At 45.7% G+C, this 26,692-nt stretch carries 33 protein-coding genes; 3 read left to right on the top strand and 30 right to left on the bottom strand.

Features of this window, described 5'->3' with window-relative positions; all coding sequences use genetic code 11:
- Nucleotides 1-2: 2 nt before the first annotated feature.
- The 12 genes from ICN20_RS08385 to ICN20_RS08330 all read right to left on the bottom strand — a co-directional run bounded on the left by ICN20_RS08385 (nt 3) and on the right by ICN20_RS08330 (nt 9,999).
- On the bottom strand, nt 3-1,124 hold the full coding sequence (locus ICN20_RS08385) for a YeeE/YedE family protein (protein WP_216239517.1): 1,122 nt from the start codon (nt 1,122-1,124) through the stop codon (nt 3-5).
- A gap of 20 nt (nt 1,125-1,144) precedes the next feature.
- Nucleotides 1,145-1,456: a hypothetical protein gene (locus ICN20_RS08380; RefSeq protein WP_216239516.1), complete on the bottom strand. Its 312-nt coding sequence runs from the start codon at nt 1,454-1,456 to the stop codon at nt 1,145-1,147.
- A 64-nt stretch (nt 1,457-1,520) separates the two neighbouring features.
- Nucleotides 1,521-2,441 (bottom strand): MBL fold metallo-hydrolase, encoded by a 921-nt coding sequence (locus ICN20_RS08375; protein WP_255534695.1) that lies wholly within the window; start codon nt 2,439-2,441, stop codon nt 1,521-1,523.
- A 41-nt stretch (nt 2,442-2,482) separates the two neighbouring features.
- Complete coding sequence (locus tag ICN20_RS08370; protein WP_216239513.1) at nt 2,483-2,920, bottom strand: DsrE family protein; 438 nt, start codon at nt 2,918-2,920, stop codon at nt 2,483-2,485.
- A gap of 32 nt (nt 2,921-2,952) precedes the next feature.
- Entirely contained in the window at nt 2,953-4,683 is a 1,731-nt protein-coding gene (gene soxB / locus ICN20_RS08365) for a thiosulfohydrolase SoxB (protein WP_216239511.1), read from the bottom strand.
- A 46-nt stretch (nt 4,684-4,729) separates the two neighbouring features.
- Nucleotides 4,730-5,368, bottom strand: coding sequence for a sulfur oxidation c-type cytochrome SoxX (gene soxX, locus ICN20_RS08360; RefSeq protein ID WP_216239508.1), 639 nt, complete (start codon nt 5,366-5,368; stop codon nt 4,730-4,732).
- An 18-nt stretch (nt 5,369-5,386) separates the two neighbouring features.
- Nucleotides 5,387-6,202: a sulfur oxidation c-type cytochrome SoxA gene (soxA, locus tag ICN20_RS08355; protein ID WP_216239506.1), complete on the bottom strand. Its 816-nt coding sequence runs from the start codon at nt 6,200-6,202 to the stop codon at nt 5,387-5,389.
- 55 nt (nt 6,203-6,257) lie between these two features.
- Nucleotides 6,258-6,566, bottom strand: a complete 309-nt coding sequence (soxZ, locus tag ICN20_RS08350; RefSeq protein ID WP_087909856.1) for a thiosulfate oxidation carrier complex protein SoxZ — start codon at nt 6,564-6,566, stop codon at nt 6,258-6,260.
- Between the two features lie 56 nt (nt 6,567-6,622).
- On the bottom strand, nt 6,623-7,075 hold the full coding sequence (gene soxY, locus ICN20_RS08345; protein WP_216239504.1) for a thiosulfate oxidation carrier protein SoxY: 453 nt from the start codon (nt 7,073-7,075) through the stop codon (nt 6,623-6,625).
- Nucleotides 7,076-7,142: 67 nt separating this feature from the next.
- On the bottom strand, nt 7,143-8,231 hold the full coding sequence (locus ICN20_RS08340) for a c-type cytochrome (RefSeq protein WP_216239501.1): 1,089 nt from the start codon (nt 8,229-8,231) through the stop codon (nt 7,143-7,145).
- A complete protein-coding gene (soxC, locus tag ICN20_RS08335) occupies nt 8,215-9,615 on the bottom strand; it encodes a sulfite dehydrogenase (protein ID WP_216239499.1) in 1,401 nt (466 codons plus the stop codon). The genes ICN20_RS08340 and soxC overlap by 17 nt, the downstream gene beginning before the upstream one ends.
- A 48-nt stretch (nt 9,616-9,663) precedes the next feature.
- Entirely contained in the window at nt 9,664-9,999 is a 336-nt protein-coding gene (locus ICN20_RS08330) for a helix-turn-helix transcriptional regulator (RefSeq protein WP_216239497.1), read from the bottom strand.
- A 113-nt stretch (nt 10,000-10,112) separates the two neighbouring features.
- Between ICN20_RS08330 and modB the strand changes: the two genes are divergently transcribed.
- Both modB and ICN20_RS08320 read left to right on the top strand, forming a co-directional pair.
- Complete coding sequence (modB, locus tag ICN20_RS08325; RefSeq protein ID WP_370624539.1) at nt 10,113-10,760, top strand: molybdate ABC transporter permease subunit; 648 nt, start codon at nt 10,113-10,115, stop codon at nt 10,758-10,760.
- Nucleotides 10,760-11,872: an ABC transporter ATP-binding protein gene (locus ICN20_RS08320; RefSeq protein ID WP_216239494.1), complete on the top strand. Its 1,113-nt coding sequence runs from the start codon at nt 10,760-10,762 to the stop codon at nt 11,870-11,872. The genes modB and ICN20_RS08320 overlap by 1 nt, the downstream gene beginning before the upstream one ends.
- Nucleotides 11,873-11,938: 66 nt before the next feature.
- Here the strand turns inward: ICN20_RS08320 and ICN20_RS08315 are convergent, their stop codons facing one another.
- The 8 genes from ICN20_RS08315 to ICN20_RS08280 form a co-directional block, all read right to left on the bottom strand.
- Nucleotides 11,939-12,157: a DUF2892 domain-containing protein gene (locus ICN20_RS08315; RefSeq protein ID WP_215349389.1), complete on the bottom strand. Its 219-nt coding sequence runs from the start codon at nt 12,155-12,157 to the stop codon at nt 11,939-11,941.
- A gap of 17 nt (nt 12,158-12,174) precedes the next feature.
- Nucleotides 12,175-12,492, bottom strand: a complete 318-nt coding sequence (locus tag ICN20_RS08310) for a metalloregulator ArsR/SmtB family transcription factor (RefSeq protein WP_216239492.1) — start codon at nt 12,490-12,492, stop codon at nt 12,175-12,177.
- An 11-nt stretch (nt 12,493-12,503) separates the two neighbouring features.
- Nucleotides 12,504-13,481, bottom strand: coding sequence for a sulfurtransferase (locus ICN20_RS08305; protein WP_216239490.1), 978 nt, complete (start codon nt 13,479-13,481; stop codon nt 12,504-12,506).
- Nucleotides 13,482-13,491: 10 nt separating this feature from the next.
- A complete protein-coding gene (locus ICN20_RS08300) occupies nt 13,492-14,118 on the bottom strand; it encodes a hypothetical protein (RefSeq protein WP_216239488.1) in 627 nt (208 codons plus the stop codon).
- 10 nt (nt 14,119-14,128) lie between these two features.
- Nucleotides 14,129-14,362, bottom strand: a complete 234-nt coding sequence (locus ICN20_RS08295) for a hypothetical protein (RefSeq protein ID WP_215321932.1) — start codon at nt 14,360-14,362, stop codon at nt 14,129-14,131.
- An 18-nt stretch (nt 14,363-14,380) separates the two neighbouring features.
- Nucleotides 14,381-14,947 (bottom strand): DUF6691 family protein, encoded by a 567-nt coding sequence (locus ICN20_RS08290; protein ID WP_216239486.1) that lies wholly within the window; start codon nt 14,945-14,947, stop codon nt 14,381-14,383.
- A 1-nt stretch (nt 14,948) separates the two neighbouring features.
- Complete coding sequence (locus ICN20_RS08285) at nt 14,949-15,476, bottom strand: YeeE/YedE thiosulfate transporter family protein (protein ID WP_216239483.1); 528 nt, start codon at nt 15,474-15,476, stop codon at nt 14,949-14,951.
- Between the two features lie 185 nt (nt 15,477-15,661).
- Nucleotides 15,662-16,246 (bottom strand): rhodanese-like domain-containing protein, encoded by a 585-nt coding sequence (locus tag ICN20_RS08280; RefSeq protein ID WP_216239481.1) that lies wholly within the window; start codon nt 16,244-16,246, stop codon nt 15,662-15,664.
- 191 nt (nt 16,247-16,437) lie between these two features.
- Here ICN20_RS08280 and ICN20_RS08275 point away from each other — a divergent pair, with 191 nt between their 5' ends.
- Nucleotides 16,438-16,746 carry a high-potential iron-sulfur protein gene (locus tag ICN20_RS08275; protein WP_215349370.1) on the top strand — a complete coding sequence of 103 codons (309 nt, stop codon included), beginning with the start codon at nt 16,438-16,440 and terminating at the stop codon, nt 16,744-16,746.
- Nucleotides 16,747-16,816: 70 nt separating this feature from the next.
- Here the strand turns inward: ICN20_RS08275 and ICN20_RS08270 are convergent, their stop codons facing one another.
- Genes ICN20_RS08270 through trpB form a run of 10 tightly spaced genes read right to left on the bottom strand, consistent with a single transcriptional unit; the run spans nt 16,817 to nt 26,662 of the window.
- Nucleotides 16,817-17,533 carry a Crp/Fnr family transcriptional regulator gene (locus ICN20_RS08270; protein WP_215349368.1) on the bottom strand — a complete coding sequence of 239 codons (717 nt, stop codon included), beginning with the start codon at nt 17,531-17,533 and terminating at the stop codon, nt 16,817-16,819.
- A 25-nt stretch (nt 17,534-17,558) separates the two neighbouring features.
- Complete coding sequence (locus ICN20_RS08265; RefSeq protein ID WP_216239480.1) at nt 17,559-18,176, bottom strand: bifunctional 2-polyprenyl-6-hydroxyphenol methylase/3-demethylubiquinol 3-O-methyltransferase UbiG; 618 nt, start codon at nt 18,174-18,176, stop codon at nt 17,559-17,561.
- Nucleotides 18,177-18,198: 22 nt separating this feature from the next.
- Nucleotides 18,199-19,407 carry an O-succinylhomoserine sulfhydrylase gene (locus ICN20_RS08260; RefSeq protein ID WP_216239479.1) on the bottom strand — a complete coding sequence of 403 codons (1,209 nt, stop codon included), beginning with the start codon at nt 19,405-19,407 and terminating at the stop codon, nt 18,199-18,201.
- Between the two features lie 60 nt (nt 19,408-19,467).
- Nucleotides 19,468-21,006 (bottom strand): amidophosphoribosyltransferase, encoded by a 1,539-nt coding sequence (gene purF, locus ICN20_RS08255; protein WP_215392495.1) that lies wholly within the window; start codon nt 21,004-21,006, stop codon nt 19,468-19,470.
- A 4-nt stretch (nt 21,007-21,010) separates the two neighbouring features.
- Complete coding sequence (locus tag ICN20_RS08250; protein WP_216239478.1) at nt 21,011-21,577, bottom strand: CvpA family protein; 567 nt, start codon at nt 21,575-21,577, stop codon at nt 21,011-21,013.
- Entirely contained in the window at nt 21,577-22,401 is an 825-nt protein-coding gene (locus ICN20_RS08245; protein WP_216239477.1) for an SPOR domain-containing protein, read from the bottom strand. Before ICN20_RS08245 ends, ICN20_RS08250 begins: the two co-directional genes overlap by 1 nt.
- 3 nt (nt 22,402-22,404) lie before the next feature.
- Complete coding sequence (gene folC, locus ICN20_RS08240) at nt 22,405-23,703, bottom strand: bifunctional tetrahydrofolate synthase/dihydrofolate synthase (protein ID WP_216239472.1); 1,299 nt, start codon at nt 23,701-23,703, stop codon at nt 22,405-22,407.
- Nucleotides 23,704-23,733: 30 nt separating this feature from the next.
- Nucleotides 23,734-24,621: an acetyl-CoA carboxylase, carboxyltransferase subunit beta gene (accD, locus tag ICN20_RS08235; RefSeq protein ID WP_216239470.1), complete on the bottom strand. Its 888-nt coding sequence runs from the start codon at nt 24,619-24,621 to the stop codon at nt 23,734-23,736.
- 6 nt (nt 24,622-24,627) lie between these two features.
- A complete protein-coding gene (gene trpA, locus ICN20_RS08230; protein ID WP_216239468.1) occupies nt 24,628-25,425 on the bottom strand; it encodes a tryptophan synthase subunit alpha in 798 nt (265 codons plus the stop codon).
- Between the two features lie 43 nt (nt 25,426-25,468).
- Nucleotides 25,469-26,662 (bottom strand): tryptophan synthase subunit beta, encoded by a 1,194-nt coding sequence (gene trpB, locus ICN20_RS08225; protein WP_215392490.1) that lies wholly within the window; start codon nt 26,660-26,662, stop codon nt 25,469-25,471.
- Nucleotides 26,663-26,692 lie beyond the last annotated feature (30 nt).

Below are 26,692 nucleotides of genomic sequence, written 5' to 3'. Positions count from 1 at the left end.
AATTAGCTGCAAGGGTTAGGGGCAAGACGTACCTGCAGGTAACGCAAGCCTAAATAAGCTCCAAAAATAAATCCTGGTAACGCTAGTAATGAACCCAGTGCCAACGTTGAAATACCACTTAAACCCTGCCCTACCGTGCAACCTAAAGCAGTCACGCCACCAAAGCCCATCAATGCAGCACCAACCAAATGATTCGCAGTGTCTTCAGTATTACGGAAGGATTCCCAGCGAAATGTTTTTGTCGCAATAGAAACTGCGGCTGATCCTAGGATCATTCCCAAAACAGCCATAATGCCAACCGTTAACACTTTAGAGGTGTCGCTGTACATCATCAACCAGTCAAGGGAATAGGCATATGGGGCTACAAAAGATAAGCTCTCCATGCGCCCTGAATTTGTTACTAAAAATACTTCTTCTAGTGTATTTGGATCTTCAGCAACATAACCAAGGTTTCCCGATACCCACCACACCGCGCATATCGCCAAACCTACTGCGATACCAGCAAATAGGTTTTCAGCAGTCCAAAATGCTTTGCTCACTAAGGCGTAAGTAATAAATGCAGCGCCAATAATTAAGCCCAGGGCCAAGTGAAGGTTAGGACGCGCAATGCCAAGAGGGGTACTTAAAAGACTAGGCAAGTCCTGCGGGGTATTAAAGGCGATGAAAAAAGTATCCAGTGTATTGATGCGAATGACACCCAAGAATCCGCGCATCGTCATGTAGGCGGTTAGACCAAGCACCATAAATACAACGATAGACTTTAAATTACCGCCACCGATACGAATTAATGTTTTGCTGCCACAACCAGAGGCTAAAACCATTCCGATACCAAACAAAATACTGCCCACAATAGTGGAAAGCCATAAAAATTTACTGCCGGTATACATGCTTTTGAGAGGATCAATCAATCCAAAATAAGACATGACTGTAAATCCAATAATGGCAACACCAATCGCTAAGAACCATTGCTTTAAGCGATCCCAGCTAGACATAATGAAAACATCAGATACGGCACCCATGCTACAAAAACCTGTCTTTTGCATGACTGCGCCAAGAAAAAAGGTAATAGCAAAGGTTGCCCAGAGAACTGACTGACTTAAAGAGCTGATATCAACAACATCCATAGCGACTGTATCTTGAAAAATTAAGGTTTAAATTTATAAAACTGCTGATTGAGAAAGGCGGTAACGTCTGCCTCATCCTCGGGAAATAAATCAAGACGGAGCTCGGTATTACATAAGCCAACCATCTTCTTTAAATCCGCACGTGACTTCACTTTGCCATCAGAGCGGGTGTAAATCATGTCGCCATTACCAAAGCCAGTTTTCTTGGCATGACAGGCGTAGCATTTCTGCTGATCGATGATCTTGCCATTTGCCAAATCCGGAGCAGCGATCACTGGCGCACTGATTAGGGCGCTCAACAAGATTGCAGAAAGGATTCTAAGAAAAGTCATTTTGATTAAAAATCAAGGATTTAGCATTAATCCCCTATTTTAAGGCCCAACGGCCAAATTTGCCCTACTCGGCCTGGATGGACAGGTAGACGTTATAAGCATTCATACGGTTAGCAGCCCTAAATAGCGGCATCCCTTCGTATTCTGACCAGTCAGTCTGTTTGTAAGCATCCTCAAACGGATCCATGTTGATGGCCGATTTGGACATGGATTCACGCAGGTATTTTAGGTAGTTCCTGGTGAAGACGATATCTTCAACTGGCTTAACTGAATAATTGCCATGCCCAGGAATCACGATATTTGGATTGAGCTTTTCGATTTCATCCAGGGCAACGAGCCAGCCTTTACTATCGGCATTACCGACAAATGGGATGCGCCCTCTAAAGACCAAGTCACCGGCAAAAAGAACCTTCTCTGAGGGCACATACACCATGAGATCTTCGGGCGCATGAGCAGGCCCCACCCTACTGATCAAGAAATCCACGCCACCAACTGTTAACTTGGTTTTTTGATCAACCCAAACATCTGCTGAGGTGAGTTGTGTTTTGTCATTGACCCAAGGAGCAAAATCTATTCTGGATGCAATCAAGCGCTGTTTTGCAGTTTCTGAAGACAGATAGTTTCGCCCTTCTCCCTGAGCATAAATCTTTGCACCAATTTTTTTAAATTCTTGCAAACCATAAACATGATCAGCGTGATAGTGACTGACAATCACGGCGACGATTTTTTGGGGAGTAATTTTCTTAATTTCGGCAATTAACTTTTGGGCAAGAATGGGTGAACCCAAAGCATCTACCACCACTACTCCGGCAGGAGTAATCACAAACCCTGCGTTGGAGATAAAGTTTTGGTTAGCACTGCTACCCAATTCTGGAAATCCGCGTACAAAGTAAGTGTGCGGCGCGACCTGAATAGGCTTTAGCTGAACTGTATCAGCGGGCTTAACTTGTCCAAAGGCTAGGCCACATAGGACAAAGGATCCCAAAAGGATCCTAAGAAGACTTTTAAGACAATTCATACGGCCAGTTAGGGTTTAATGTATGCAAAGCCGTCTTTGTATTGCAGATCAGCTACACGTACGACTCCTGATGGCGTGAAATCCGCATCAAGTGTGAACTGATCTTTTTTAAGATTGCGATTCTTTAGCGTAATTTCGCAAACTTCAAACTTCACACCACGAGATTTAAGAGCTCCGACCAATGGCGCATATTCGACATTATTCTTTTTGTCCTTAGCGCCCTCCATTAGCAAATCTACGCCATTAGCATGAGTCACCACAATAATGGTGGTGTTTGGAGAGGTATCGAGATGGTTACGAATATTACGCAACCCTTTCAGACCTTGAGTCTCGGCATCATCGATGTGATAAACCACTTTAGTGTTGCCACTAGTCTGAGCTGAAACAATGGAAGCAAATCCAAATGCAAGTGCCGCAGCAGTAATGATGGATAGTATTTTTTTCATACTGATTCTCGTGTAGTTAGATATAAAACCAATTAAATTGGGGCCATGCCAGGGTTATTGGAAACCCCTTTAATAATCGGTTCGTTAAGCTTGACCGCTTTAACGACTTTGACATCGCGCAAGTGTCGCTCCATCACATCCCAAATGGCTTCGCCACCTGCATCTTTCGCCTCTTCACTTACCGGAGCCCAACCAGCGACCTTATAGGTTTTGCTGGCCTCAATCGGCTTGCCATTCAAACGCATATCGGTAATTCGCTTACCAGCAGTTTGCACTGGATCAATGGTGTATTGCATGCCCCCCACGCGCACCATATCACCGCCCTGCTGGTAATACGGATCTGGGTTGAATAAGTTATCAGCTACATCTTCAAGAATGGTTTTAATTGTTTCACCAGTCATATTAGTAACGGTGGTGTACGGATAGGTTATCGCTGTTTGATCCAAAAGATTCTCGCGTGTAATTGCTTGGCCTGGCAACAGGCTGGTTCCCCAACGGAAGCCTGGTGAGAAAGCAATCTCTGCATTCTTCTGCGCCATCAACCCATCTAGGATTAACTGATCGAAGCTACCGTTGAAATTACCACGGCGATATAGGAGGCCTTCGCTTGTGGCAAGCTTTTCATTCAGCTTAGCTTCATATGGTGCCCTGACCCTGGTGATCAACTTACTCATCGCCGGATCAGCAGGGATCATGTTCGAAAAGATTGGTAATAGCTTGTAGCGGAAATCAACGGGCTTGCCACCCTTCACATCAAAGTCGAGCACCCCAAGGAACTTACTATTTGATCCAGCATTGGTAACAAGTGTTACACCACCAGCATTTTTTACCTTCACTGGAATGGGAACGCCATCATGCGTATGGCCACCTAAAATGGCATCTAGGCCACGTACACGGGAAGCCATCTTTAAATCTACATCCATGCCATTGTGAGATAGAAGCACCACTACCTTCGCCCCTTTTGACCTGACCTCATCAATTGTTTTCTGCATATTCTCTTCTTGGATACCAAAAGTCCAATCGGGAGTGAAATAGCGAGGATTCGCAATCGGCGTGTATGGGAAAGCCTGTCCAATAATGGCAACCTGAATGCCATTCTGGACTTTCATAACGTATGGATTAAATACCATATCCCCAAAGTCGGATGTCTTAATGTTTTGGGCAATAAAAGAAACTTTGCCCTTGAAATCACCATTTACGATTTCCATCACGCGCTTTTCACCCAGCGTCATTTCCCAGTGTGGTGTCATGACATCTACACCCAATGCTAGGGCGGCATCAACCATGTCTTGACCATTAGTCCAAAGCGCAGTTCCAGAGCCTTGCCAGGTATCACCACCATCAAGCAACAAAGCGCCAGGACGGTTGGCTTTCATTTGCTTAATCAATGTAGCCATATGAGCAAAGCCGCCCATCTTGCCGTAGTTCTGCGCGGCAGCCACGTAATCTAAATAGGTAAATGCATGGGCATCACGAGTACCCGGGGCAATACCATTGGCTTTTAAGAAATATTCGCCAACCAAGTGCGGCGTCTTACCTTCTTGCGCGCCAATGCCGAGGTTTACATTCGGCTCACGGAAATAAATTGGTAGTAATTGCGCATGGCAGTCTGTGAAATGTAGAAAGTGCACATTACCAAATTTAGGCATGTCATAGAATTTTTGTGCAGTACTTTGCGCATTCACAAAGTTTGATTGCAAGCTCATTCCACCTGCAGATGCAATAGCCAATGCCTGCAAAAAATCGCGGCGACTTAAAGACATAAATTTCCCCTTATGAAAACAGGCCTGTCGGCCTGTTTTTACTTATTTATTGATTTACTGGTGAAGCAGGATCAAGCAGCAAAGCCATCACATCCTGAATCTGTTGCTCATTTAAGAGCTTGAAGTGCGCAAACCGCGGCATATTGCTACATGCGTTGTATGCCTTTGAATTATTAATACGATTCCAGGTATAGGTAACCACTTCCTGGGAATAACCGCGCAACTTTGCATAGCCAGTTAATGACGGGCCAATATTTCCATAGGAAATTTCTTTAGGATCAATCTGGTGACAGTTATAGCAACCGCCGCCAATAACAGTATCAGCCTTGTCGGTCCAAGTAGCGCCACGGCCACTTTGCGCAATCGCCTCACCTTTCTTCCAATCACCAATGTACTTGCCATCAGATGGTTGTTTGATGCTATCCATATTCATTTTCTGAATCTTTTCACGCATTTTTTCACCTTGCTTGCTACTAGTAAACACAGGGTCAGAACAAAACTTTTGAGTTTCGTCTTGTTGGATGCGATCTAAGCCAGCGATACCATCAGCTCTGAAGCTATCGGTCATCATCTTATTAAACTTTGGGTCGTTCTTTTGCTGTGCTACCGCAACATTCTGCAGCAGGCTTGAAGCAACGATAAATCCAGCAATAGTTAAGAGCTTTTTGATATTGGTATTTTTCATGTCTTTGTCTCTTATCTCTTAACGCTTTAAACCAGGAGTTTCAACTGTGCCGCCATTTGCAGTCTTGGACATATACATGGACAAGGCAATCGTGACATCAGATCCGTAGATTGGGAACGGGAAACGCTGTTGACGATAGCAATCGTTTAAGCGTTGTTGCATCGTCCAGAACTGTCCACTCGAAACACGATAAGCAGGCCAGTAACCCCAACCCATTGCAGCACCCTTTTGCTCAGTTAAATTAGGCAAATCTTGCAGTCGAATGCGTTTACCATTTTCAGCATGACAAGAGGCACATGAGAAATCCATTGGGCCGCCTTGGAAAAAGAATGTGCGCTTACCAAGCTCATACATTTCTTTTTCTTTTGGATGTGCTGTACTAACTTTAATTTTTTCGCCTTTAGACAAGGTGACTACGTAAGCAACAATAGCCTCCATATCTTTCTTGGGACCTTTTTGAAACGGCGCATCAATCATCTCTTGCGGATCACGCCCTTGTAGCTTTTGCATACAAGTCATTAAACGGGATTCGAGATCTTGAACCTTGTTTGTGTCTTTGAAGTAACGCGGCAGTTGCGCTGCAGCGCCCTTCACTACTCCTGGGCCTAAACCTAAGTCACACTTTTCTAGAGTGGCATTCTTCGGGCCAGCAGGCTTTTTCCAAAGCTCCTCACCAGCTGCCTCATAAAGTTCTGAAGGATTGCCATCAGCAATCATCTCGCGATATTTTGCAATATCGTCTGCAGCACTATTTTGCGCTGAGACTGACGATGACACCGTTAATAAGGTAGCCAATAATCCGGAGGCTAGCCCTAAAGTAAATTTACGCTGCATTTGCAACCCTTTCAAAACCCATGAGATAGTAAAGATGTATTGATTCAACCTGCGATTAAGAAGCAGTTGCTTCGTCAGTACGCTTGTCGCCTTTGCTATCAACCCAGCTCACCACAATCTTGTCGCCTTTAGCACCCTTGTATTTGAAGTTCAAGAATGGATCCTTAGAAACCGCTGGACCAAACTGACCATTCAACACATCTTTGCCATTGGCTTTGACATTAATAGTGCTAATGAACCATGCAGGAATCGTTTTGCCGGCAGCATCTTTACGCTGACCAGATTCCATATCGTGCTTCATCAAAATCTTTACATCCACAATTCCACCGTTCTCAGCAGCTCTAACGCGCATTGGATCAGCCATGTTTTCCTCTTGTAATCTAGTAATTAATTAATGGTATTTATTTGGATTGGGGTTGATTAACCGCCGCAACCACCTAAAGTTACTTTCACTTCCTTAACGGCCATACTCCACTTGCCATCAGCTTTTACCAAGGCATACACGTTGGAGGTTTGACCCATCTTGATACGAGTAGTAACAAATGGTTCGGTACCGGCAGGAATAAAGAATTGTGCAGCTAAGGCACTTGGGTTTTTCTCAACCAAAATTGCCATTTGCTCTGCTTTGAGAGTTGTGACAATGCCAACTGGAACTACCGCACCATTTTCTGCAATATCTGGGGCGTTCAAAGTAACAGCTCCAGACTTATCTGGACTACCTGCACCTAAAATCTTGAATACATCGTCGAGGCTCTTGCCTTCAAAAGCGGCTTTATTCCACTCTTGTGCTTGGGCCACGCTAATGAGACCCGCAGATGCCATTAAGCCGAAAACGGCTGAGTATTTCAATAAACTGCGTCGCTGCTGATTCATAAAAACTCCTTTAATAATCTACTCTTAGTATCAAATATAGCGGTATTTCAAAAAACCTTCTGTAAACCTATTGCCCAGTAAGGACCCAGCGCACAAGAGTCGCCCTGTCCTCATCCGATAACTGCGCTTGTGGTGGCATTGGAATCGCCCCCCACACCCCCGAACCCCCATTTTTAACCTTAGCCATGAGCTTTTCTTGAGCCCCGCTCTGCCCCTTGTATTTCGCTGCAATATCGGCAATGGATGGCCCAACCAATTTGGCGTTTGGTGCATGGCATGCAGAGCAGTTCTCATTCTTAAATAGCGCGGCAGGGCCTTTTGTAGTGGCCGCATGGGTATCAGCAGCATGTGCCAGGCCTTCGCCTGTAGAGCCAGGCAATTTATCCAGTGGCGGCTTGGTGGAGTCTGAGCCACGATACGGGCCATATAGGCGATTTTGCTCCGCAATATTGCCATGGGCATTTCTGGCGAAGTCTGGAAGCGTAGAACCAATTTGCACAAACTTCACGCAATTAGTCATGCAAGAGGATCCATTCACATCCGGTTTACCGTTCACACTCCAGAAACCATGATTACGCGTCATGCCATTGCGATTCGGCATCTTCTTCTGCACTTCCGCAATATTGGCATTGCTCAGCACGAAGTCATCCGGAACAATTTCACCCAAACTCAAGATAAATGCAACCAGAGCATAGGTGTCATCCGGTGTTAATGATCTTGGTGCATTCCAAGGCATTGCGCGATAGATGTAATCCCATAAAGTCGAGACGGTTGGAACTTTCATCAAAGTGGTGCGCTGAGGTTGCTTGCGATCGCCCAAAGAAGCAACTCTGCCTGTTTTTACATCGTCGGCAGTAGTTCCACCTGCAATTGGCGTGAAGATCTCATTGGATTCACCAAAGACGCCATGACAGCTGGCGCATTTAGATTCCCAAATCGCTTGGCCCTGCTCTACAGAGCCAGATCCTTTTGGCAGGCCTTTAAAGTCTGGGCGTACGTCGATATCCCAAGCCATCACTTCGGCAGGCGTGGCATTACGACCAATACCTGGAAACTTTACAGATCCTTGGGTATTTTGTGCATAAGCACATTGAATTGATAAGGCTGCTAAGCCTACAACAGTCAAGCGAGCAAATAATTTATCCAACTTGTACATTGCTCACCTCGCCATTTGAATCCAGTTTCCATGATTGGATTGCATTGTTGTGATAAATGGAACGATTTCCACGTGCATCACGCAATACTTTAATAGATGGCTGAATATAGCCAGTGTCATCCACTGCTCTTGATTGCAGTATTGCCGGCGAACCGTCCCACACCCAATCGATATTGAAGCGGGTAATTGATTTAGTAAGGACCGGGGTCTCCAAACGTGCTTGGCGCCAGTTATTGCCGCCATCAAATGAGACGTCTACACGTTTAATCTTGCCTCGTCCCGACCAAGCCATGCCGCTCACGTTGTAGAAACCTTTGTCCAGCAATTGCTGACCACCAGAAGGAGTGGTAATAACAGATTTGCATTCTTGAATCGATGCATATTGACGATGCATGCCATCTGGCATCAACTCAATGTAATGAACTGCCTCGTCTTTGGCATTCCATGGCATATCGCCAACCTCTAGACGGCGCAACCACTTCACCCAGCTAACACCCTGGACGCCTGGAACTACTAGGCGCAATGGGAAGCCGTTTTCCGGGCGCAACATCTCGCCATTCATACTCCAAGCAACAATAGTGTCTTCTAAGCAGCTTTCCAGATTGATGGTACGAGTCATACCAGAACCGTCGCCACCCTCAGCAAGTAAGAACTTACCTTTTTTGAGATCAGCGCCGCACTCTTCAAGTAACACCTTGAGAGGCACGCCCGTAAACTCGCAACATGACAGCATACCGTGGGTGTACTGTACTGTTGGTACTGCAACATTACCCCACTCCAATCCAGTATTGGCACCACACTCAATAAAGTGCGTACGAGAAACTGAAGGCAATCTCATCAAATCATTCATCGTGAATACGCGGGCATTTTTGACCATGCCATTCACCATCAAGCGATGCGTCTCAGGATTGAGGTTGTACCAACCCTGGTGATGACGCTCAAAATGTAAGCCGTTAGGAGTGATAGTTCCAAACAAACCCTGCAATGGCGTAAATGCCACTGAAGCAGCAGATACGCGAGTTAAGCCGGGAGATTCACGGCGAATGAGATTAGATTCATAGATTGATGGAACGCCATATGGCATGGTGGCAACGTTTTTACCGAGAGTGGTTTGCCATTCTTGCTTTTCCAGAATGGCGGGATCACCCTCTCCAGCAGCAAAAGCCATTGGAGCAGCCAAGCCAGCAGCCGCACCACCAATAGCCGATAAAAAACCTTTACGCAAGAAACCACGGCGCGTTTCATCCAGACCATTTGAATTGATATCAGCAATTAACTCTTGTGAGATAAAGTGCTCCGGCGCTTTCACCAAGCGAGCTCTATTGGCCGGCTTCTCAACCGCCGAGATATCCTCGGCACTTAATTCAATTTGCTTCTTAGTCATTTGACCTCTACTTGAAAAGTGATTTACTGCAAAACTTATTAACAACTCTTAGTGAATGCCTTCAGCAATCTTTGCACAGACTATCTGACACATCTCTACGGTTGCGTTATCCGCAATCGAGTAATAAACCGTAACGCCCTCTTTTCGCCTCATTAAAATTCCAGCTTTATGAAGCGCCAATAAATGTCTAGAAACATTGGCCTGGCTCGTGCCACACATCTCTACAACCTCAGAGACGGATTTTTCACCGCTGCAGACCGCGTACATGATCCGCAGACGAGCAGGCTCAGACAGGACATTGAAATAGGCTGCAACCTGAGAAAATACTTTCTCCATCTGTTTTGGAGATAAGTTTTTTGTTGCTTTTTGTACTTTAGCTTTCAATTCCACCAGCCTTTAAATATATGCATATATACGCATATATTTGACCCTCTAAGTAGATAAATCGGTATAGTGAGATACCCTATATTGCTTAGCAATACAATCAAACAATGGACATGGATGCAATCCTTCTCTCGCTTAAGCTAGCGCTTTGGACCCTGGTCCTCATCCTTCCATTTGGAGTTTGGGTTGCTCATAGCCTCTTAGGGCTCAATAGAAGCAAACCCTGGGTTGAAGCTGCCCTAGCCTTGCCGCTCGTTTTACCCCCTACGGTTTTGGGTTACTACCTTTTGATTGGCTTAGGCGGCAAGACTTTTTTAGGTATTCCGCTGGTGTTTTCCTTTGCCGGAATCCTTATTGCCTCCCTCATAGTCAACCTGCCTTTTGCAATACAGCCGATTCAGCGTGCATTTGAAGCCATTAACCCAGAAATTATTGAGGCTGCCCAAGTAAGCGGTCTATCCAATTGGCAAATTTTTCGCTTGATTGAGCTTCCACTGGCATGGAGAGGCATTACCAGTGCCGCAGTACTAACTTTTGCTCACACCCTAGGTGAATTTGGGGTCATTCTCATGGTTGGGGGTGCGATCCCCGGGGAAACCAAAACGGTATCGATTGCGATCTACGACAAAGTGCAAAGTTTTGATACCTCAGGCGCCGGCGCACTGGCCTTATTGCTACTTGGCATATCCCTGATTGCAATTGCCCTTTCATATGGTGTTTTTGGCAAAAGCATCTCCCAACAGCGCCATCGGAGAGGCTGATGCTTAAACTCAAAATGAGCCAAGCCCTTCCCAACCCTCTCCAGATCACACTGGAATGTGCGGCTGGTCAATTACATGCGCTTGTAGGACCATCTGGTAGCGGCAAAACCAGCACTCTGAGAACGATTGCCGGACTCAGCCAAGCGAAGACTGGAAAAATTGAATGTGATGGTGAAACCTGGTTTGAGGCTAACGAACTTGCAGGAGTAATACAAAACCTGTCTCCCACACAACGTTCTTGCGGATTTTTATTTCAGCAATACGCCCTTTTTCCGCATCTATCGGCACTTGAGAATGTCCTCATCCCTTTGCAGAATTCTGCACATAAGGTGGCTGAACGTAAAGCCATTGCTCGGGACTGGCTTGGTCGTATGGGGATTGCTGAACTTGCCCATCGTTTTCCACACCAACTCTCAGGCGGACAACAGCAACGCGTAGCACTCGCTCGCGCATTGGCACGACAGCCAAAGATCTTGTTGTTAGACGAACCATTTTCCGCTGTCGATGCGCCAACGCGACAAGGTTTATATAAAACTCTTGCCGATTTACGCAAGGATTTAAACATTCCGATAGTGTTGGTTACACATGATTTACGTGAAGCCGACTTACTTGCCGACCGCATTACCGTGATTGATAACGGCATCAGCTTGCAAACGGCTGCACCCCAAGTGCTATTTCAAAGACCCAGAAACTCGCGTGTAGCCGAGTTGGTTGGTATCAGCAATTTATTTCATGGAATATTTAATGCAGGCAATCTCACTTGGGATGGCTGCGATAAAACCTTTACCGTGGCAGATAAAGGCAAAATTCCTCCAAATGCACAAGTGGCTTGGGTGATTCCGCAAGATGGTTTAAGTGTCCATAACGCACCAACCCCGACCAGCACTCCCGCCATCGCCGTAGAGATTAGTGTCTTGGGTCAAATTGCGGTGATCCAACTACAAATTCAAAATAGCGTACATAAAATTGAATGGGTTGCATCGGCATCCGAAGTGAGAAGACTGAATATGGAAGTTGGAAGTCAAATGCATATTGAATTAGATGGCAATCAAATTCACATCATGCCGTTGCGACCAATCAATGATCCTAGACGATTTATTGATAGCAACTAGAGATTTTCAGAAAGAGTAATGCAAGATCTACAAACTCTTTCTGATTTCAGCGTTATAGCTTCGCTCTTATTTACAGCAACCGCCGCCGCCACATGAAGAATCAGTACCGCAAGTATTGATTCCTAGGAGTGGGTACGCTGGGCAAAATCTAAATAGACCTGTTGCGAGAGGTACAACACCAATCCAACCCCATACACCAACAGTTCCGGTTACGGCTAGGCCAATTAACACTAAGCCAACCACCATACGTAACATACGATCAACACCACCGACATTGCATTTCATATTAAGACCCCTTTTGGTTATTTACTGCAGTAATTTTGATAAAGCACATTCATCACTTCCAAAGCAATCCGATTAGAAAGTGAATAATAGATTTGCTTACCATCTCTTCTGGTTTGGACCAGCTCTTCATTTCTAAGAACGGTGAGTTGCTGAGATAAGGTAGGCTGATGAATATCAAGACATTCCTCGAGCTCACCAACGCACATCTCCCTCTGACTTATCTGGCACAGCAACAGCATACGATCTCTATTTGAGAGCACCTTCATCAAACGACAAGCGTCGTCTGCTGATGACTGCATCTTCTTTAAATTAATACTGGCTTTAAGAACTGGCATGATTTGAGCTCTTAGTTCAGTGGAACACCGACCAATGGGCGACCTTCAAGTGTCCAAAGATACAAAGAGCCATCGTATAACTTAGTAGATTTATTGCCCACCAACTCTGACATAACAAACCAACCACCAGCCGCTAAGTGGCCGGTATTGCAATAGGCAATTGTTGACCCATTAACACTTAAACCATTGGCTGACATCAACGCATCGTAAGTATTCTTTTGCCAGAAATACAATGCGCCATTGCTTGGCTTTGCCAATAACTCGGGTGCCAACTCTTTTGAACCAGCAATATGACCAAAGGTCAATACATCCGGACGTTTTGCAAGGCCCAAGTATTGGGCAGGCTGACGCGCATCCAATAATTGTGGCTTGCCTGCTTTAGACGCAGCAGCCACATCATCTGAACTAGCGATTAATTCTTTGCGATATGCTTTCGCAGACCAATTACCAGTTGCCTTTTGAGCATTGGTAGTTACATATTCACGTCCCTCACCAAGCCAACCAGCAATTCCGCCATCTAATACAGCTACTTGATCTTCGCCATACACCTTGAATGACCAATAGGTTCTTAATGCCTCGTCGATATCGGACATATCCTGCCCAATAGGCACGAGCACAATCGGCTTATCAGAGTTGATGCCTAAAGATTGAACCAACTTCTCAAAATCTGCTTTTTCTGGAATCAGAAACTTAATCTTTTTTCCATCTACCAGACGCTCTACACGCACCTTCTTAAAATCCAAGAGAGTGGAATTAGTAATATGGCCACCAACTTCTACCAGGAACTTCTTTCCAGTCTTTTTGTCGGTATCAAATTCAGGGTTTCTGAGGTAGCTTGCCAAATCTGTTCTGACTTCAATTACCTGCACATCAGATAGATTATTAGACAACCAATCGGCACTGACTACTGGACTAGGCAAAGTAATTGCCTGAACTAGGCTCACCAAGCCGGTTAGGGCAAATGCCAAAAGCAATTTAATTTTTTTCATCTCTACTCCCTTATGAATTTACTACCAACAAATTGTCTGAAAGACGACCCATCAAATCAATCTTGCATTCCGTTAAAACATGATGCTTTTTTGAGTTCAATACCAGCTCACGATTGCCCTGCTCTTCCACTAGTCGAGCAATCTTTTGATCTCGCTCCAAAAGCAAACCCTCAATCTCTGCAGCAAATAATTGAATTAAAGCGCTAATCCAATTGCTTACTGGAGCCATACGACCTTTTGTGGTCACTTGAAACTCTTTAGCGAGTTTGATGACAATGTCCGAATTAGCCATCTCTTCGCCGGTAACCCACTGGTTAGTGGTAAATAAGCGAACTGGCAAACCCTTCTGGTCTAAAGAAATGCCAATAAGATGATGAAAGACATTTGCATCACGTTTAATTACATGAAAATGGCCATGCTCACCATTAGGCATTTCATTTGCAGAATGCGCATGGTAGTAGAACTCATAACCACTATGCTCATCCACAAGATCATTACTTGGATAGTGCTGCCACTCAATAAAATCCTTGGCGCCACATAAAGCAGCCTCATTCAAGGTGCGCCCGGTTTCGGCATATCGCATCTGAATATTTGCTAGCGCTTGTGCGGCCAACCAGAGATTAGATTGAGTAAGCATATATATTTAATTACTCTGCAGCTTTACGCTTTTTAGGGCCGCAAGGATTTGCAGGGCCACATGGGTTAGCTGCTTTTTTCTTTGCAGGGCCGCAAGGATTTGCCGACTCTTTTTTAGGACCGCAGGGGTTCTTCTGCTCTGCGCCTGATGGATTAGCAGGGGCATCTGCTGAATGTGCCAATGGCGCAGCCGCCAAACCAGCTAAAGCCATTGCCAACGCAGCTACTGTTGATTTCTTAGACATAACTTTCCTTTTAATTGATTAAACCTGGGAACTAACCGGGCCTTTGGACTTCTTCTCCATCCAAGAACCCAAGATAAATACTCCGACGGCCGCAATAATCAAGCCAACATCGATTGATATACCGGATATGTGGAATGCGTCAGGCAATGAATCTGCTTTTGCATATTCACCCAAAGTCGTCAAAAACTCGATGCTTGGATAGATGCCAGCAAACAATACGGTCCCTAACAATAAGCCAAGCAAAAATATGGCCGCATCAATGCGTCCAGACATCAAACCGACGACTGAGGTTCCAGGGCAATATCCACCAATTGCAAAGCCTGCACCAACAAATGCTCCACCAAGAGCGGCAGCGCCTAAAAATGCAGGTGGTACAAATAAATTACCAGCATCTACATAGCCCACCCGCTCCAAAAATAAGAGGCCAACAGCAGCAAACACAATGGCGGTGAACATCACCTTAAACACAGACCAATCTGTTAAGCGAAATTGGCCAGTCAACTTATTAGGATTACCGAATCCGGCGCGTTCCAAGACATAGCCAAAAGCACCACCCAATAGAAGCCCAGAGAGAATTTCACTCATCTTATTTCACCTCTTTCAAGAAGCGGCTTGTCAATAAACCTACCGCAAAGAATGTTCCTAGGAAAGTAAAACCGGCCAAACTCAGAACTGCCGCACCAGATAAACCAAGGCCGCTAGTACAGCCAGCTGCAATCCTTGCACCAAAACCTGCAAGCACGCCACCAAAAAGAGCTGTCCATGGACGCTTAGATCCACCTAAAAACTTTGCTCCATCCATCTTGAATTGAATTCTGTGCGCAAAAAATGCAGAAATAAGCGCTCCAAGAGCTACGCCAATGACTTGCCAAGTAATCCATGCATTTAGTGGCTTACCTTCTTCAATCATCCCACCCAGATAATCATTTGCATTGGTTGCCACAGGCGCAACGTACATTCCAACCCACGCTGTTAAGCGTGTCGTAAAGCCTGTAGCTCCCAGCCCATGGCCAGTAACTACAAAAGTGGCTAACAAAACCATTCCAAGAAGGATTCCTGCTAAAAGTGGGTTCATATACGGCGCCGGTTTAACCTGCTCTACCTTGTTAACCATATTTTCTCATTTCATTTAAATATTTAATAATATATATATTTGTATACTATATAACTTGAATACAAAGTCAAGACATTGAAACCAAATAGCATGAAATATTTGATCTACATCATGAAATTCAGCTTGAGAGCAATAAAAAAGGGAGCCTAAGCCCCCTTTTCGCATCAATATCAATAAAGCTCAGTTTAAAACTCACCTTTAATGGTGGTTAGACCCAATGCATCCCAATCAAGCATGCCGCCACGGTAGTAATAAATCTTAGTAGCAGGAAAACCATCACGCGTCATAGCAGCCATCGCCATAGGACTTTGTGGGCAAACAGGACCGTTACAGAAAGCATAAACCTTCTTCGCCTTAGAGCAGTCCCATTTAGTGGAGCCAGTCGCTGGCTTTTTGCAACCTAATTCATCCATGCGCATAGCCACTTCAGTGTAAGGAATACCGATAGAGCCTGGGATAGTGCCTTTAACGCGATCATCGACCACTCGCATATCAACTACTAGCGAATCCTTGTCATTTAATGCGTTAAGAACATCAATTTCATCAACCGGCACAACACCCTTAATTGGAATTAAAGGCTGTAGCCAACCTTTATTTTTCGCACAAGGTGTCATTACGCGTGTGATCTCAACTGGACCTTTGGCTGTTTTAACCACGAAGTTGGTGGACTTATCAATAATTTGTAGCAACTCTGGATTGGCTGGCGCACTGGTTTGCGCTGCGGCGAGACCTGAAAACAACATCAGGCCAAGAGAAAGAAACTTTTTCATAAAACCCCTTAATTTGGATAAACACCTGTTTTAAATGCTTCTATACGCATTTATGCATATTTGCGTAGTGTGAGCCCAAGTCTGGCTAAACTTAATACTGAGAAACCCCTATTGATGGTGGAGCTATCCCCTTTAATATGCCGTATAGCTAGTTATTTAGATTTTTTATTTACCCAAACACTGGAACTCTTATGAAAAATAGTCGTCGCCAATTTATGATTTTGTCTGCTGCTGGTGCCTGCACCCTTGCATTGAACGGTAAAGTTCAAGCTCAAGCTATGGTTGCAGAAACTGATCCACAAGCTGCTGCATTGGGTTACAAGGCTAACGCAACAACCGTTGATAAAGCAAAGTATGCAAAATACGCTGCCGGCCAAGAGTGCGATAACTGTGCATTGTTCCAAGGCAAAGCAGGCGATGCAACTGGTGGCTGTTCATTATTTGGAACAAAGAAGGTTGCAGGTAAAGGTTGGTGCTCTGCTTACGCCAAGAAAGCTTAAGTTAGCAATTTAGTTTTAGTCGAATCATTTCGATAACTAAAAAAGACTGCCAAGGCAGTCTTTTTTATTTTTAAGCGCCAGCTTGAGAAAAGCTTTCAAGCTTTTTTATACTCGGAATTTGAATACTTAACTTTCCGATATTGGAAATTAAGCCCTGTTCCGCCATAGAAGCAAGGGCTCTACTGATAGTTTCAAACTTGACGTCCATCATTAAGCCCATATCCTCTCTTTTAAAGAGTGGTGCAACTGCCATATCGCCAGAAACTTTGGCTATACGTAAGAAAAATCTAGCTAAGCGAATTTCAATTCTGCCAGTATTGATTTCAGAGAACCAGGACTCTGATTGAGCTAAAGCCTCACCCCATTTCTTGACGATTTGCCTATGCAAGCGTGGCGACTCTTCCCCCAAGCTGGAGATAATTGCTTTAGGAATACGGCAGAGATGCACATTAGATAAAGCAGCAGCTGAATGGGAGTAAGTCTGACCGAGCAAAGCCTCCATACCAAATAAATCACCAGGCATTACCAAGCGTACTATTCTATTTGAGCCGTCAGAATTGATATGTAACAGCTTGATGTACCCTTCACGCAGGGTATACAGATATTCCGCTTCATCGCCTTGAGTATAAAGACTGGCATTAGCCTCAAACCTCATATCATCAATGGGCGAATGAATCTTAGAAAAATCCTCCTCATTCAATTCAGCGAAGAGCGCCGAACTTCGAATGGAGCATGCGTTGCAGTCGCTATTACCCTGCCATGCATTTTTAATTTCTATTATCTTCACAACACTAGAGTATCAGTATATTGATTTATTTGCGCACAACCAAACCTAGAATAGCCGACATACCAGTATGTCTTGGACCTTCAGAGAGCTCTTTCTCGTAGCTAACGAGTTCCAGGATCTGAAACTCTTTAGATAAATCTCTAATCAACTCTTCTGTGTACAGATGCTCTATTAGGCTTGGACCACCAGTTTTGTATTCGAGCTGCTTTGGGGTGTATCCCTGCAAAATGAAGAGTCCGCCTGGCTTGGTCGCCTTATATGCTTGCTGGAAGATTCTGGCTCGCATCACTGGATCAGCGAACTGTATGAAGATACCAATCACTGCGTCATAAGTATTTTCGGACCAAGCGTAACTGTCCGTATCAGAGAAGGAGTAATCAACCTCGACTTGATTGTCTTTCGCGAATTGCTTTGCCTTGGCTAGGGCAATATCCGATGCATCAAAGCCGACTACTTGCATGCCTTGCTTAGCAAGCCAGACGCCATTGCGCCCTTCGCCGTCAGCAATACATAAAACCTTGTCTTGGGGCTTTAGGTATTGCTTTGTTTTCTCAACCAGATATTCATTTGGCTCTTTGCCAAAGATGAACTCTGCCTTATCAAAGCGCTCATTCCAAAATTGCGTAGCATCAGAAAAACCCATGGGCTTATCTTGGTGTACTTGATTATTTTTTGAGTCCACCAACGAGATCATTCTTTAAGTCATTGATGTTTTCAAGTCCAACTGCAATGCGCACCAAGCCATCTGAAATACCAGCAGCTTTACGAGCCTCTGGTGTCACGCGGCAATGCGTTGTTGTGGCTGGATGAGTAATGGTCGTGCGGGTATCACCCAAGTTTGCAGTAATCGAGCAAAGCTTGGTTTGATTGATCAGTTTGAACGCAGCCTTCTTGCCACCCTTCAAGGTGAAGGAAAGAATTGCCCCACCTTCTTTTTGCTGGCGCATTGCCAAAGCATGTTGGGGGTGTGATTTGAGGCCTGGGTGATAAACACGTTCAACACCTGGCTGCTTCTCTAGCCATTGAGCCAAGGCGAGTGCATTTTGACTCTGTTGCTTCATACGAAGCTCTAAAGTCTCTAAGCCCTTCAGGAATACCCAAGCATTAAATGCGGAGAGCGTTGGTCCTGCGGTACGAACATATGGAAATACCTTGCCCATGATGAAATCTTTGCTACCAACAATTGCTCCACCCACTACCCGGCCTTGTCCATCCAAGTACTTGGTAGCCGAATGAATCACGACATCAGCACCGAGTGCCAATGGTTTTTGCAATGCCGGCGTACAGAAGCAGTTGTCAACAGCAAATAATGCGCCTGCCTTCTTCGCTATCTTTGAAATGGCTTTGATATCAGCAATCTCAGTTAAAGGGTTGGAAGGTGTCTCCAGGTAAAAGAGTTTGGTATTTGGCTGCACTGCAGCCTGCCATGATTTGGTATCAGCCAAATCTGCATAAGTGGTTGTGATGCCGAAGCGGCCTAAGATGTTAGTGAACAACTGAATCGTTGCACCGAACACCGAACGCGAGCAAACCACGTGATCGCCCGCTTGTAGATGAGCCATCGCCATTGTGAGAATGGCGGACATGCCGGAAGCAGTCGCAATACAAGCCTCGCCACCTTCCAAAGCAGCCAAGCGATCCTGGAACATGCTAACTGTAGGATTGGTGAAGCGTGAATAGATAAAGCCCTGGTCAGCATGAGCAAAACCATCAGCCGCTAGTTCAGCACTATCAAAGCAAAAACTAGAAGTGAGGAACATCGCCTCTGAATGTTCTTGGTATTCAGCTGTGCGACGGGTACCGGCGCGAACCGCTAAGGTCTCAAGCGCTAGCTTAGAAAAATCTGGTTTTTTGCGGGTAGTTTTACTCTTCATCCTGCTATTTTGACACCGAATTGGAGATTTGCCTCGAGTGAGGCAAATTCCTGTGGCTTTTTAGTCTTCGGTAGCCAAATGCAGATGGAGTTGTGAACGAGCAAAGTCGCTCGAATCCTTTTGGCGATCTGCTTTAGCGGCCGAGGTATTTCTGGCAGCTTCCAAAGCATCTAGATAGGACTCGGTGATGTCACCAGTTACATAGAAACCATCAAAGCAAGAAGCCTCAAAGTTCTTAATGTCTGGATTCACGTCCCTAACTGCCTGCTTCATATCTTCAATGCTTTGATAGATTAATTGATCGGCACCAATCATCTTATTGATTTCTTCATCGGTGCGGCCATAGGCAACCAATTCGCTGCGGGTTGGCATATCAATACCGTAGACATTCGGGAAGCGCACTGGCGGCGCAGCAGAAGCAAAGATCACTTTCTTGGCACCAGATTCACGAGCCATCTGCACAATCTCAAAGGAAGTGGTTCCACGAACAATCGAGTCATCCACAATTAAGACCGTCTTGTCTTTGAACTCAATACGCATAGCATTGAGTTTTTGACGAACAGACTTCTTACGAACAGCCTGTCCTGGCATGATGAAGGTGCGGCCAATATAACGGTTCTTAAAGAAGCCTTCGCGGTAATCCACACCCAAGTTCTTTGCTACCTGCATTGCTGCTGGACGACTTGAGTCTGGAATTGGCATGACTACATCGATCTCAGAGACATCAGTCTCCTTGCGGATCTTCTCGGCCAAGTAATCACCCATACGCATACGCACGTTATAGACAGTGACGCCATCAATCGTGGAGTCTGGGCGGGCCATGTAGACGTATTCAAAGATACACGGTGTTAATACGGCATTAGGTACGCATTGGCGTGAATAGAAATTACCGTCTAAGTCGATATAGATTGCTTCGCCTGGATTCACATCGCGCACGAATGTAAATCCTAGACCTTCAAGCGCTACAGACTCAGATGCAATCATCCACTCGGGACCTTGAGGTGTATCAATACGACCAATACAAAGAGGACGAATACCATACTGATCGCGGAAGGCCAATAAGCCATAGCCTGCTATTAAAGAAACTACTGCGTAAGAACCTTTAACGCGATTGGTTACAGCAGTTACTGCATTAAACATCGCGCCCTCGTCGAGAGCTACGCTATTCGTTTCTTTTTGGAGCTCATCCGCTAATACGTTGAGCAGCACTTCAGTATCAGAACTGGTATTGATGTGACGACGGTCACGATAGGCCATCTCTACACGCAAGCTTGGTGCGTTAGTTAAGTTGCCGTTATGCGCCAAGATAATGCCGTAAGGAGCGCTGACATAAAAAGGTTGCGCTTCTTCTTCGCTACTTGCAGAGCCGGCAGTTGGATAACGCACCTGGCCGATGCCAGCATTACCTACCAAGCTGCGCATATTGCGAGTTCTAAAGACGTCTCTAACTAAGCCATTGGCTTTATGCATCGTGAACGAATTACCGTTCATGGTTGCAATGCCTGCAGCATCTTGACCGCGATGTTGCAAAAGCAACAAGGCATCATAGAGAAGTTGATTTACTGGTGAGTGGGAAACAGTTCCGACGACGCCGCACATATCTCTAGATTCCTATTGTTATTTTAGGAGTAATGGTAGGGGTAACTTTAGGCATTGCATCACCTAATTGCTTTGCCCAGTCGGCAGGAAGCCAACCTTTAATTAAACCGGTTGCCATATCAATTGCTGGCCTGGTAATGGCATTCTTCCAGGCCATACTTTGCGGAATGGGCGTGAGTGCAGCGAGAGTCGCAAGCACCACCACGATCAAGCCGCCACGAATCACGCCAAAGATCAAACCCAAGAAACGGTCAGTCAAACTCAGACCGACCGACAAAATAATTTTTTGCACTACTCCACCAAACAAACCGCAAACAATCAGAGTCAGGATAAAGAGGATGAGGAAGCTGATGCCCAAGCTAAGTAGCTCATCTAGATGAAATGTAGACAGCCATTCTGTGGAGAGGTAGTTGCTATAGTGGTAAGCAACCCAAGCAGCTGCGAACCATGAGGCTAAAGCGAGAACTTCTTTAAATAATCCACGAGAAATGCCAACCAAGGCAGAAACCAAGAGCACAACTAAGGTGAAGTAATCCACCGATGTTAGCTTGAGGGTGGATAAATATTCCATTACTGCTTACCGGATTCGACGAGTCTTGGTGTAAGACCCATCGCCTTAATTTTCTTTTCTGCGGTTTCTGCAGCATCTTTGTCGGTAAAGGGCCCTGCACGCACAAGGAAAATCTTGCCTCCATCAGCTCCCGCTTTATTCAAGGTATAGCTTGGAATGTTTTGATTTTTGAGTCTCGCGGACAAGGCCTTTACATTAGCCTCGGATGCAAAGGCGCCAATCTGAATAACGTATTTACCTGAACCATTTGAAGCGGCAGGCTTAGGCGTATCTTCTGTCTTAGACTTAGCGTCTGCCTTAGGAGTGCTTGCCGCAACCACTTCTTCACCAGCCGCCAATCCTAGTGTTGCAGATTTATTTGCAACAGGTGGTGTTGGTTTAGTTTCTGATTTTGATTCTGTTTTAACGTCAGCCTTAGTTTCTGCTTTAGCTTCTGGTGCAGGTGCAACTGCCGCTTTAGGAGCTTCTTTAGCAGACTCAACAGGAGTCTCAGCTTTTGGTTTTTCTTCTAGCTTGGTTTCAGTACCAGGAATTGGCAAGCTGGTCACAATGTTGACAGCGATATCGTTTGGCGCTGACTTTGGTTTGCTATCCAAAATACGGGGCAAGCCAACAACGGCGATTAATACCAAGACAGCGGCGCCGATCAGACGATGACGCGCTCTTTGTTGTTCTGGATCTTCAGTAAGGGCCAGCTCTTCGGCTTCAGCTGCGCGCTGAAAACTACGGGGGGCCGCTCGTTTAGCGGTGCGACTACCCCTTGAACCTAATTCAAGGTCATCAGACTGGGTTTTTCGCTTAAAAAAGCTTGGTAAACGAATCATGGATCAGTGGGCCTGGTTGTTTCGGTAAGTCATTACGCCTGCAACGGTATAGAAGGATCCGAAGGTCACAATTCTATCACCCTCACCTGCCAAAGATAGCGCTTTTTGATACGCTAAAGCAGGTTCTGGGAAGCATTCAATGCCGCCATCAGCCCCATTTTTAGGCTTTACACCCATAGCTTCGAGCTTCTCGGCCAAGACCTTAGCGCTGGCAGCCCTAGAGGTCGGCAAATCGGTACAAAACCAGAAATCCACGATATTGAGAAGAGGTTTAATCACGCCCTCAATATCCTTGTCAGCCATTGCCCCAAAAATGGCATAGGTATAGGGGTGGTAACCCATCTTATCCAACCCCTGGGCCAAAGTAGCTGCGGCATGGGGGTTGTGGGCGACATCTAATACGATAGTAGGTTGACCCGGCAAGACCTGAAAGCGTCCTGGCAACTCAACCAGCGCAAAGCCATTGCGAATATCTTGGGCACTGACTGGTAAGCGCTGGTGAAGCGCCATCAAAGCAGCTATGACTGCTGAAGCATTCAGAATCTGATTGGCGCCACGCAGTGCTGGATACCCAAGTCCACTAAAGCGTTTTTTGCGCCCTGCCCAACCCCATTGCTGCTTATCACCCTGGAAGTTGTAATCGCGCCCCTGCAACCAGAGATCACAGCCCAGCTTTTCAGCATGGTCAATGAGTGATTGTGGCGGCACAGGGTCACCACATACTGCAATATGCCCCGGACGGAAAATGCCCGCCTTCTCCAGACCGATTGCTTCGCGTGTGCCGCCCAAGAAATCCGCATGATCGATGTCGATGCTAGTCACGATGGCGCAATCTGCATCCACGATATTGACCGCATCTAAACGGCCACCCATTCCCACCTCTAGTACAACTGCATCTAAATTCGATTTCGCAAATAAATGCATGATGGCTAAAGTAGTGAACTCAAAATAGGTTAAGGTTGGCGCATCTACCAAACTCACACGGGCTTTTTCAACGGCAGCAAAATGCTCAAGCAAGAGATTGTCTTTAACATCCTCACCGTTGATGCGAGCACGCTCATTAAATTTGAGTAAATGTGGTGAGGTATGGCAACCCACTCTATAACCGGAGGCTAAGAGAATGCTCTCCAAGAAAGCGCAGGTAGATCCTTTGCCATTTGTACCAGCAACAGTGATGACTGGGCATTCAAAATGTAGATCCATTGCGGCTTTGACGCGATTGATGCGCTCCAACCCCATGTCGATACCAACAGGGTGAGCAGTTTCGAGGTGGCTAAGCCAAGCCTCTAGGCTAGAAAACATACGGGGGCTTGGTGTGCTGAGCTCAAGCGCTTAAACGGCTGCGCTACCCGCTATTGCAGGCTCAGGAAGCTTTTGTAGTAGCGCCAACAAACGGGCAATTTCACCGCGCATTTGACGGCGATCAACAATCATATCGATGCCGCCTTTTTGCATTAAGAATTCCGAACGCTGAAATCCTTCTGGTAATTTCTCACGCACAGTCTGCTCAATCACACGCGGGCCAGCAAAGCCAATTAAAGCCTTTGGCTCCGCCATTACAACGTCACCCATGAAGGCAAAGCTAGCAGAGATACCGCCCATCGTTGGATCAGTAAGCACGCTGATATAAGGCAAGCCTTTTTTGGCCAACAAGGTCAACATAGAGTTGGTCTTGGCCATCTGAAAAAGGGATAACAAACTCTCTTGCATACGCGCACCGCCAGTAGCGGTTACACAAATGAAAGCACACTTCTTATTAATTGCTTCTTGTACTCCGCGGGCAAAGCGCTCACCCACTACAGAGCCCATCGAACCACCCATGTATTGGAATTCAAAGCAAGCTGTCACCACTGGAATAGTTTCAATCTTGCCACCCATCACAATGAGGGCCTCAGATTCACCAGAAGCATCGTTTGCTTCTTTAATGCGATCTGGATATTTTTTGGAGTCTTTAAATTTGAGAGGATCGGTTGGATAGATGTCAGCGCCAATTTCGTAGCGCCCTTTTTCGTCCAACAAACTATCTAAGCGCAGACGCGCACCAATGCGCATGTGATGACTGCATTTTGGACATACCGATAAATTCGCTTCAATGTCAGTGCTATAGAGAACAGTCTCGCAACTCGGGCACTTAACCCACAATCCCTCAGGTACTGACTTGCGATTTGCAGGGTCAGTATGTTGAATTTGGGGTGGGAGTAATTTATCTATCCAGCTCATTAGTTTTTAACTATCCAATGCGTCGCGAATCTCACGAATGAAGGTTTCCAGTGATTGTACTGCCTGCCCAGGGGGCGCATCTTCTAAAAGGCGAATAATGCGGCTGCCAATCACGACTGCATCAGCGCTCACTGATACCGCCTTGGCGCTGGCTGCATCACTAATCCCAAAGCCAACAGCGATGGGAATATCAGTTTCTTCACGAATTTTTGGAATAATGCTGGCCACATCCTGAGTGTTAAGGTTGGAGGCGCCAGTAACCCCTCGCATAGAGACGTAATAGATATAACCAGATGCAATTTTCGCAGCGTCTTTAATCCGCTCATGAGATGAGGTTGGTGCCAATAAGAAAATCGGATCAATACCGGCAGCGCGCATACGAGCTGCAAAGTCCACACACTCCTCTGGTGGGTAGTCCACCACGAGAACGCCATCGACTCCAGCGGACTTAGCTTCAGCTGCAAAACGCTCCGCACCCATTTGTTCCACAGGGTTTGCATAGCCCATCAGAACAACCGGTGTATTGGTGTCCTTCTGACGAAACTCTTTCACCATCTCTAGGCAACTACGCAAAGTAACACCTTGGGTCAATGCGCGCTCTGATGATCTTTGAATCACAGGACCATCAGCCATTGGATCTGAAAATGGCACACCCAATTCAATTACGCTTGAACCACCGCGAACTAATGCATGCATTAACTCAACCGTTTGTTTAGGATCTGGATCGCCAGCAGTAATAAAAGGAATCAATCCTTTTTTACCTGTTGCTTTTAGCTCCTTAAAGAGCGCAGTAATTTTTGACATAGCTAATTCGTTTTTCTATTTTTGTTTTTTTATTATTTTCTGCTTAGCCTTCGGAGCCTGTTGCCTGTGCAACGGTATGCATGTCTTTGTCACCACGGCCAGATAGATTGACCAAGATGGTTTTATCTTTTGGCAAAGTCTTAGCGAGCTTGCAGGCATAGGCAATGGCATGAGAGGACTCAAGAGCCGGAATGATGCCTTCAATCTGACAGCAATCATGGAATGCTTGGAGCGCTTCTTCATCCGTAATTGCTACATAATCTGCGCGACCAGAATCTTTCAACCAAGCATGCTCAGGTCCAACACCTGGGTAGTCCATACCAGCAGAGACTGAATGTGTTTCCGAAATCTGACCATTCTCATCTTGCAATAAATAAGTACGATTGCCATGCAATACACCTGGTTTACCTACGCATAGAGCAGCAGAATGTAAGCCACTTCCTAGACCGTGACCTGCTGCTTCAACGCCAATGAGCTTCACTTCTGGGAAATCAATGTATGGATAGAAGATACCCATCGCATTAGAACCACCACCAACACAAGCTAAAACATAGTCAGGCTGACGACCAGTCATCTCTGGCATTTGCACCTTGCACTCTTCACCTATGACGCTTTGGAAATCTCTCACCATCATTGGATAAGGATGAGGACCAGCAACCGTGCCGATGATGTAGAAAGTGTTGTCTACGTTGGTAACCCAATCACGCATTGCCTCGTTGAGAGCATCTTTCAAAGTCTTAGTGCCAGACTCCACTGGAACCACCTTGGCACCAAGTAATTTCATACGGAATACGTTTTGCGCCTGACGAGCCACATCAACAGATCCTTGATATACCGTGCAATCCAGGCCAAAGCGGGCACAGATGGTTGCTGTAGCAACCCCATGTTGACCAGCGCCTGTTTCAGCAATGATGCGAGGCTTGCCCATGCGCTTAGCGAGCATGGCTTGACCGATGACGTTATTAATCTTGTGTGCGCCAGTGTGATTTAAATCTTCACGCTTGAGATAGATCTGCGCCCCACCCAGCATTTCACTCCAACGCTTAGCGTGATAGACCGGTGATGGTCTACCTACGAAGTGTTTGAGCTCGTAATGAAACTCTTCAATGAATTCTGGATCATTTTGATATTTTGCATAAGCCTCTTTAAGCTCATTCAATGCAAACATCAATGTCTCAGAAACAAACACGCCACCGTATGGACCGAAGTGTCCTCGTGCATCTGGCTTGTCGTACATAGCTACCTCTTTTGATTTATCTACAGCAAA

Source organism: Polynucleobacter sp. JS-Polo-80-F4 (genome assembly GCF_018881965.1).
Classification (GTDB): domain Bacteria; phylum Pseudomonadota; class Gammaproteobacteria; order Burkholderiales; family Burkholderiaceae; genus Polynucleobacter.
Note: the sequence above shows the minus strand (reverse complement) of the source record. Positions and strands in the feature narration are given on the sequence as shown.

Excerpts from the sequence above, each read along its gene's own strand:
- ICN20_RS08385 (WP_216239517.1), bottom strand. The coding sequence starts at position 1,124 with ATGGATGTTGTTGATATCAGCTCTTTAAGTCAGTCAGTTCTCTGGGCA.
- ICN20_RS08380 (WP_216239516.1), bottom strand. The coding sequence starts at position 1,456 with ATGACTTTTCTTAGAATCCTTTCTGCAATCTTGTTGAGCGCCCTAATC.
- ICN20_RS08370 (WP_216239513.1), bottom strand. The coding sequence starts at position 2,920 with ATGAAAAAAATACTATCCATCATTACTGCTGCGGCACTTGCATTTGGA.
- soxB (WP_216239511.1), bottom strand. The coding sequence starts at position 4,683 with ATGTCTTTAAGTCGCCGCGATTTTTTGCAGGCATTGGCTATTGCATCT.
- soxX (WP_216239508.1), bottom strand. The coding sequence starts at position 5,368 with ATGAAAAATACCAATATCAAAAAGCTCTTAACTATTGCTGGATTTATC.
- soxA (WP_216239506.1), bottom strand. The coding sequence starts at position 6,202 with ATGCAGCGTAAATTTACTTTAGGGCTAGCCTCCGGATTATTGGCTACC.
- soxZ (WP_087909856.1), bottom strand. The coding sequence starts at position 6,566 with ATGGCTGATCCAATGCGCGTTAGAGCTGCTGAGAACGGTGGAATTGTG.
- soxY (WP_216239504.1), bottom strand. The coding sequence starts at position 7,075 with ATGAATCAGCAGCGACGCAGTTTATTGAAATACTCAGCCGTTTTCGGC.
- ICN20_RS08340 (WP_216239501.1), bottom strand. The coding sequence starts at position 8,231 with ATGTACAAGTTGGATAAATTATTTGCTCGCTTGACTGTTGTAGGCTTA.
- soxC (WP_216239499.1), bottom strand. The coding sequence starts at position 9,615 with ATGACTAAGAAGCAAATTGAATTAAGTGCCGAGGATATCTCGGCGGTT.
- modB (WP_370624539.1), top strand. The coding sequence starts at position 10,113 with ATGGATGCAATCCTTCTCTCGCTTAAGCTAGCGCTTTGGACCCTGGTC.
- ICN20_RS08320 (WP_216239494.1), top strand. The coding sequence starts at position 10,760 with ATGCTTAAACTCAAAATGAGCCAAGCCCTTCCCAACCCTCTCCAGATC.
- ICN20_RS08315 (WP_215349389.1), bottom strand. The coding sequence starts at position 12,157 with ATGAAATGCAATGTCGGTGGTGTTGATCGTATGTTACGTATGGTGGTT.
- ICN20_RS08310 (WP_216239492.1), bottom strand. The coding sequence starts at position 12,492 with ATGCCAGTTCTTAAAGCCAGTATTAATTTAAAGAAGATGCAGTCATCA.
- ICN20_RS08305 (WP_216239490.1), bottom strand. The coding sequence starts at position 13,481 with ATGAAAAAAATTAAATTGCTTTTGGCATTTGCCCTAACCGGCTTGGTG.
- ICN20_RS08300 (WP_216239488.1), bottom strand. The coding sequence starts at position 14,118 with ATGCTTACTCAATCTAATCTCTGGTTGGCCGCACAAGCGCTAGCAAAT.
- ICN20_RS08295 (WP_215321932.1), bottom strand. The coding sequence starts at position 14,362 with ATGTCTAAGAAATCAACAGTAGCTGCGTTGGCAATGGCTTTAGCTGGT.
- ICN20_RS08290 (WP_216239486.1), bottom strand. The coding sequence starts at position 14,947 with ATGAGTGAAATTCTCTCTGGGCTTCTATTGGGTGGTGCTTTTGGCTAT.
- ICN20_RS08285 (WP_216239483.1), bottom strand. The coding sequence starts at position 15,476 with ATGGTTAACAAGGTAGAGCAGGTTAAACCGGCGCCGTATATGAACCCA.
- ICN20_RS08280 (WP_216239481.1), bottom strand. The coding sequence starts at position 16,246 with ATGAAAAAGTTTCTTTCTCTTGGCCTGATGTTGTTTTCAGGTCTCGCC.
- ICN20_RS08275 (WP_215349370.1), top strand. The coding sequence starts at position 16,438 with ATGAAAAATAGTCGTCGCCAATTTATGATTTTGTCTGCTGCTGGTGCC.
- ICN20_RS08265 (WP_216239480.1), bottom strand. The coding sequence starts at position 18,176 with ATGGGTTTTTCTGATGCTACGCAATTTTGGAATGAGCGCTTTGATAAG.
- ICN20_RS08260 (WP_216239479.1), bottom strand. The coding sequence starts at position 19,407 with ATGAAGAGTAAAACTACCCGCAAAAAACCAGATTTTTCTAAGCTAGCG.
- purF (WP_215392495.1), bottom strand. The coding sequence starts at position 21,006 with ATGTGCGGCGTCGTCGGAACTGTTTCCCACTCACCAGTAAATCAACTT.
- ICN20_RS08250 (WP_216239478.1), bottom strand. The coding sequence starts at position 21,577 with ATGGAATATTTATCCACCCTCAAGCTAACATCGGTGGATTACTTCACC.
- ICN20_RS08245 (WP_216239477.1), bottom strand. The coding sequence starts at position 22,401 with ATGATTCGTTTACCAAGCTTTTTTAAGCGAAAAACCCAGTCTGATGAC.
- folC (WP_216239472.1), bottom strand. The coding sequence starts at position 23,703 with ATGTTTTCTAGCCTAGAGGCTTGGCTTAGCCACCTCGAAACTGCTCAC.
- accD (WP_216239470.1), bottom strand. The coding sequence starts at position 24,621 with ATGAGCTGGATAGATAAATTACTCCCACCCCAAATTCAACATACTGAC.
- trpA (WP_216239468.1), bottom strand. The coding sequence starts at position 25,425 with ATGTCAAAAATTACTGCGCTCTTTAAGGAGCTAAAAGCAACAGGTAAA.
- trpB (WP_215392490.1), bottom strand. The coding sequence starts at position 26,662 with ATGTACGACAAGCCAGATGCACGAGGACACTTCGGTCCATACGGTGGC.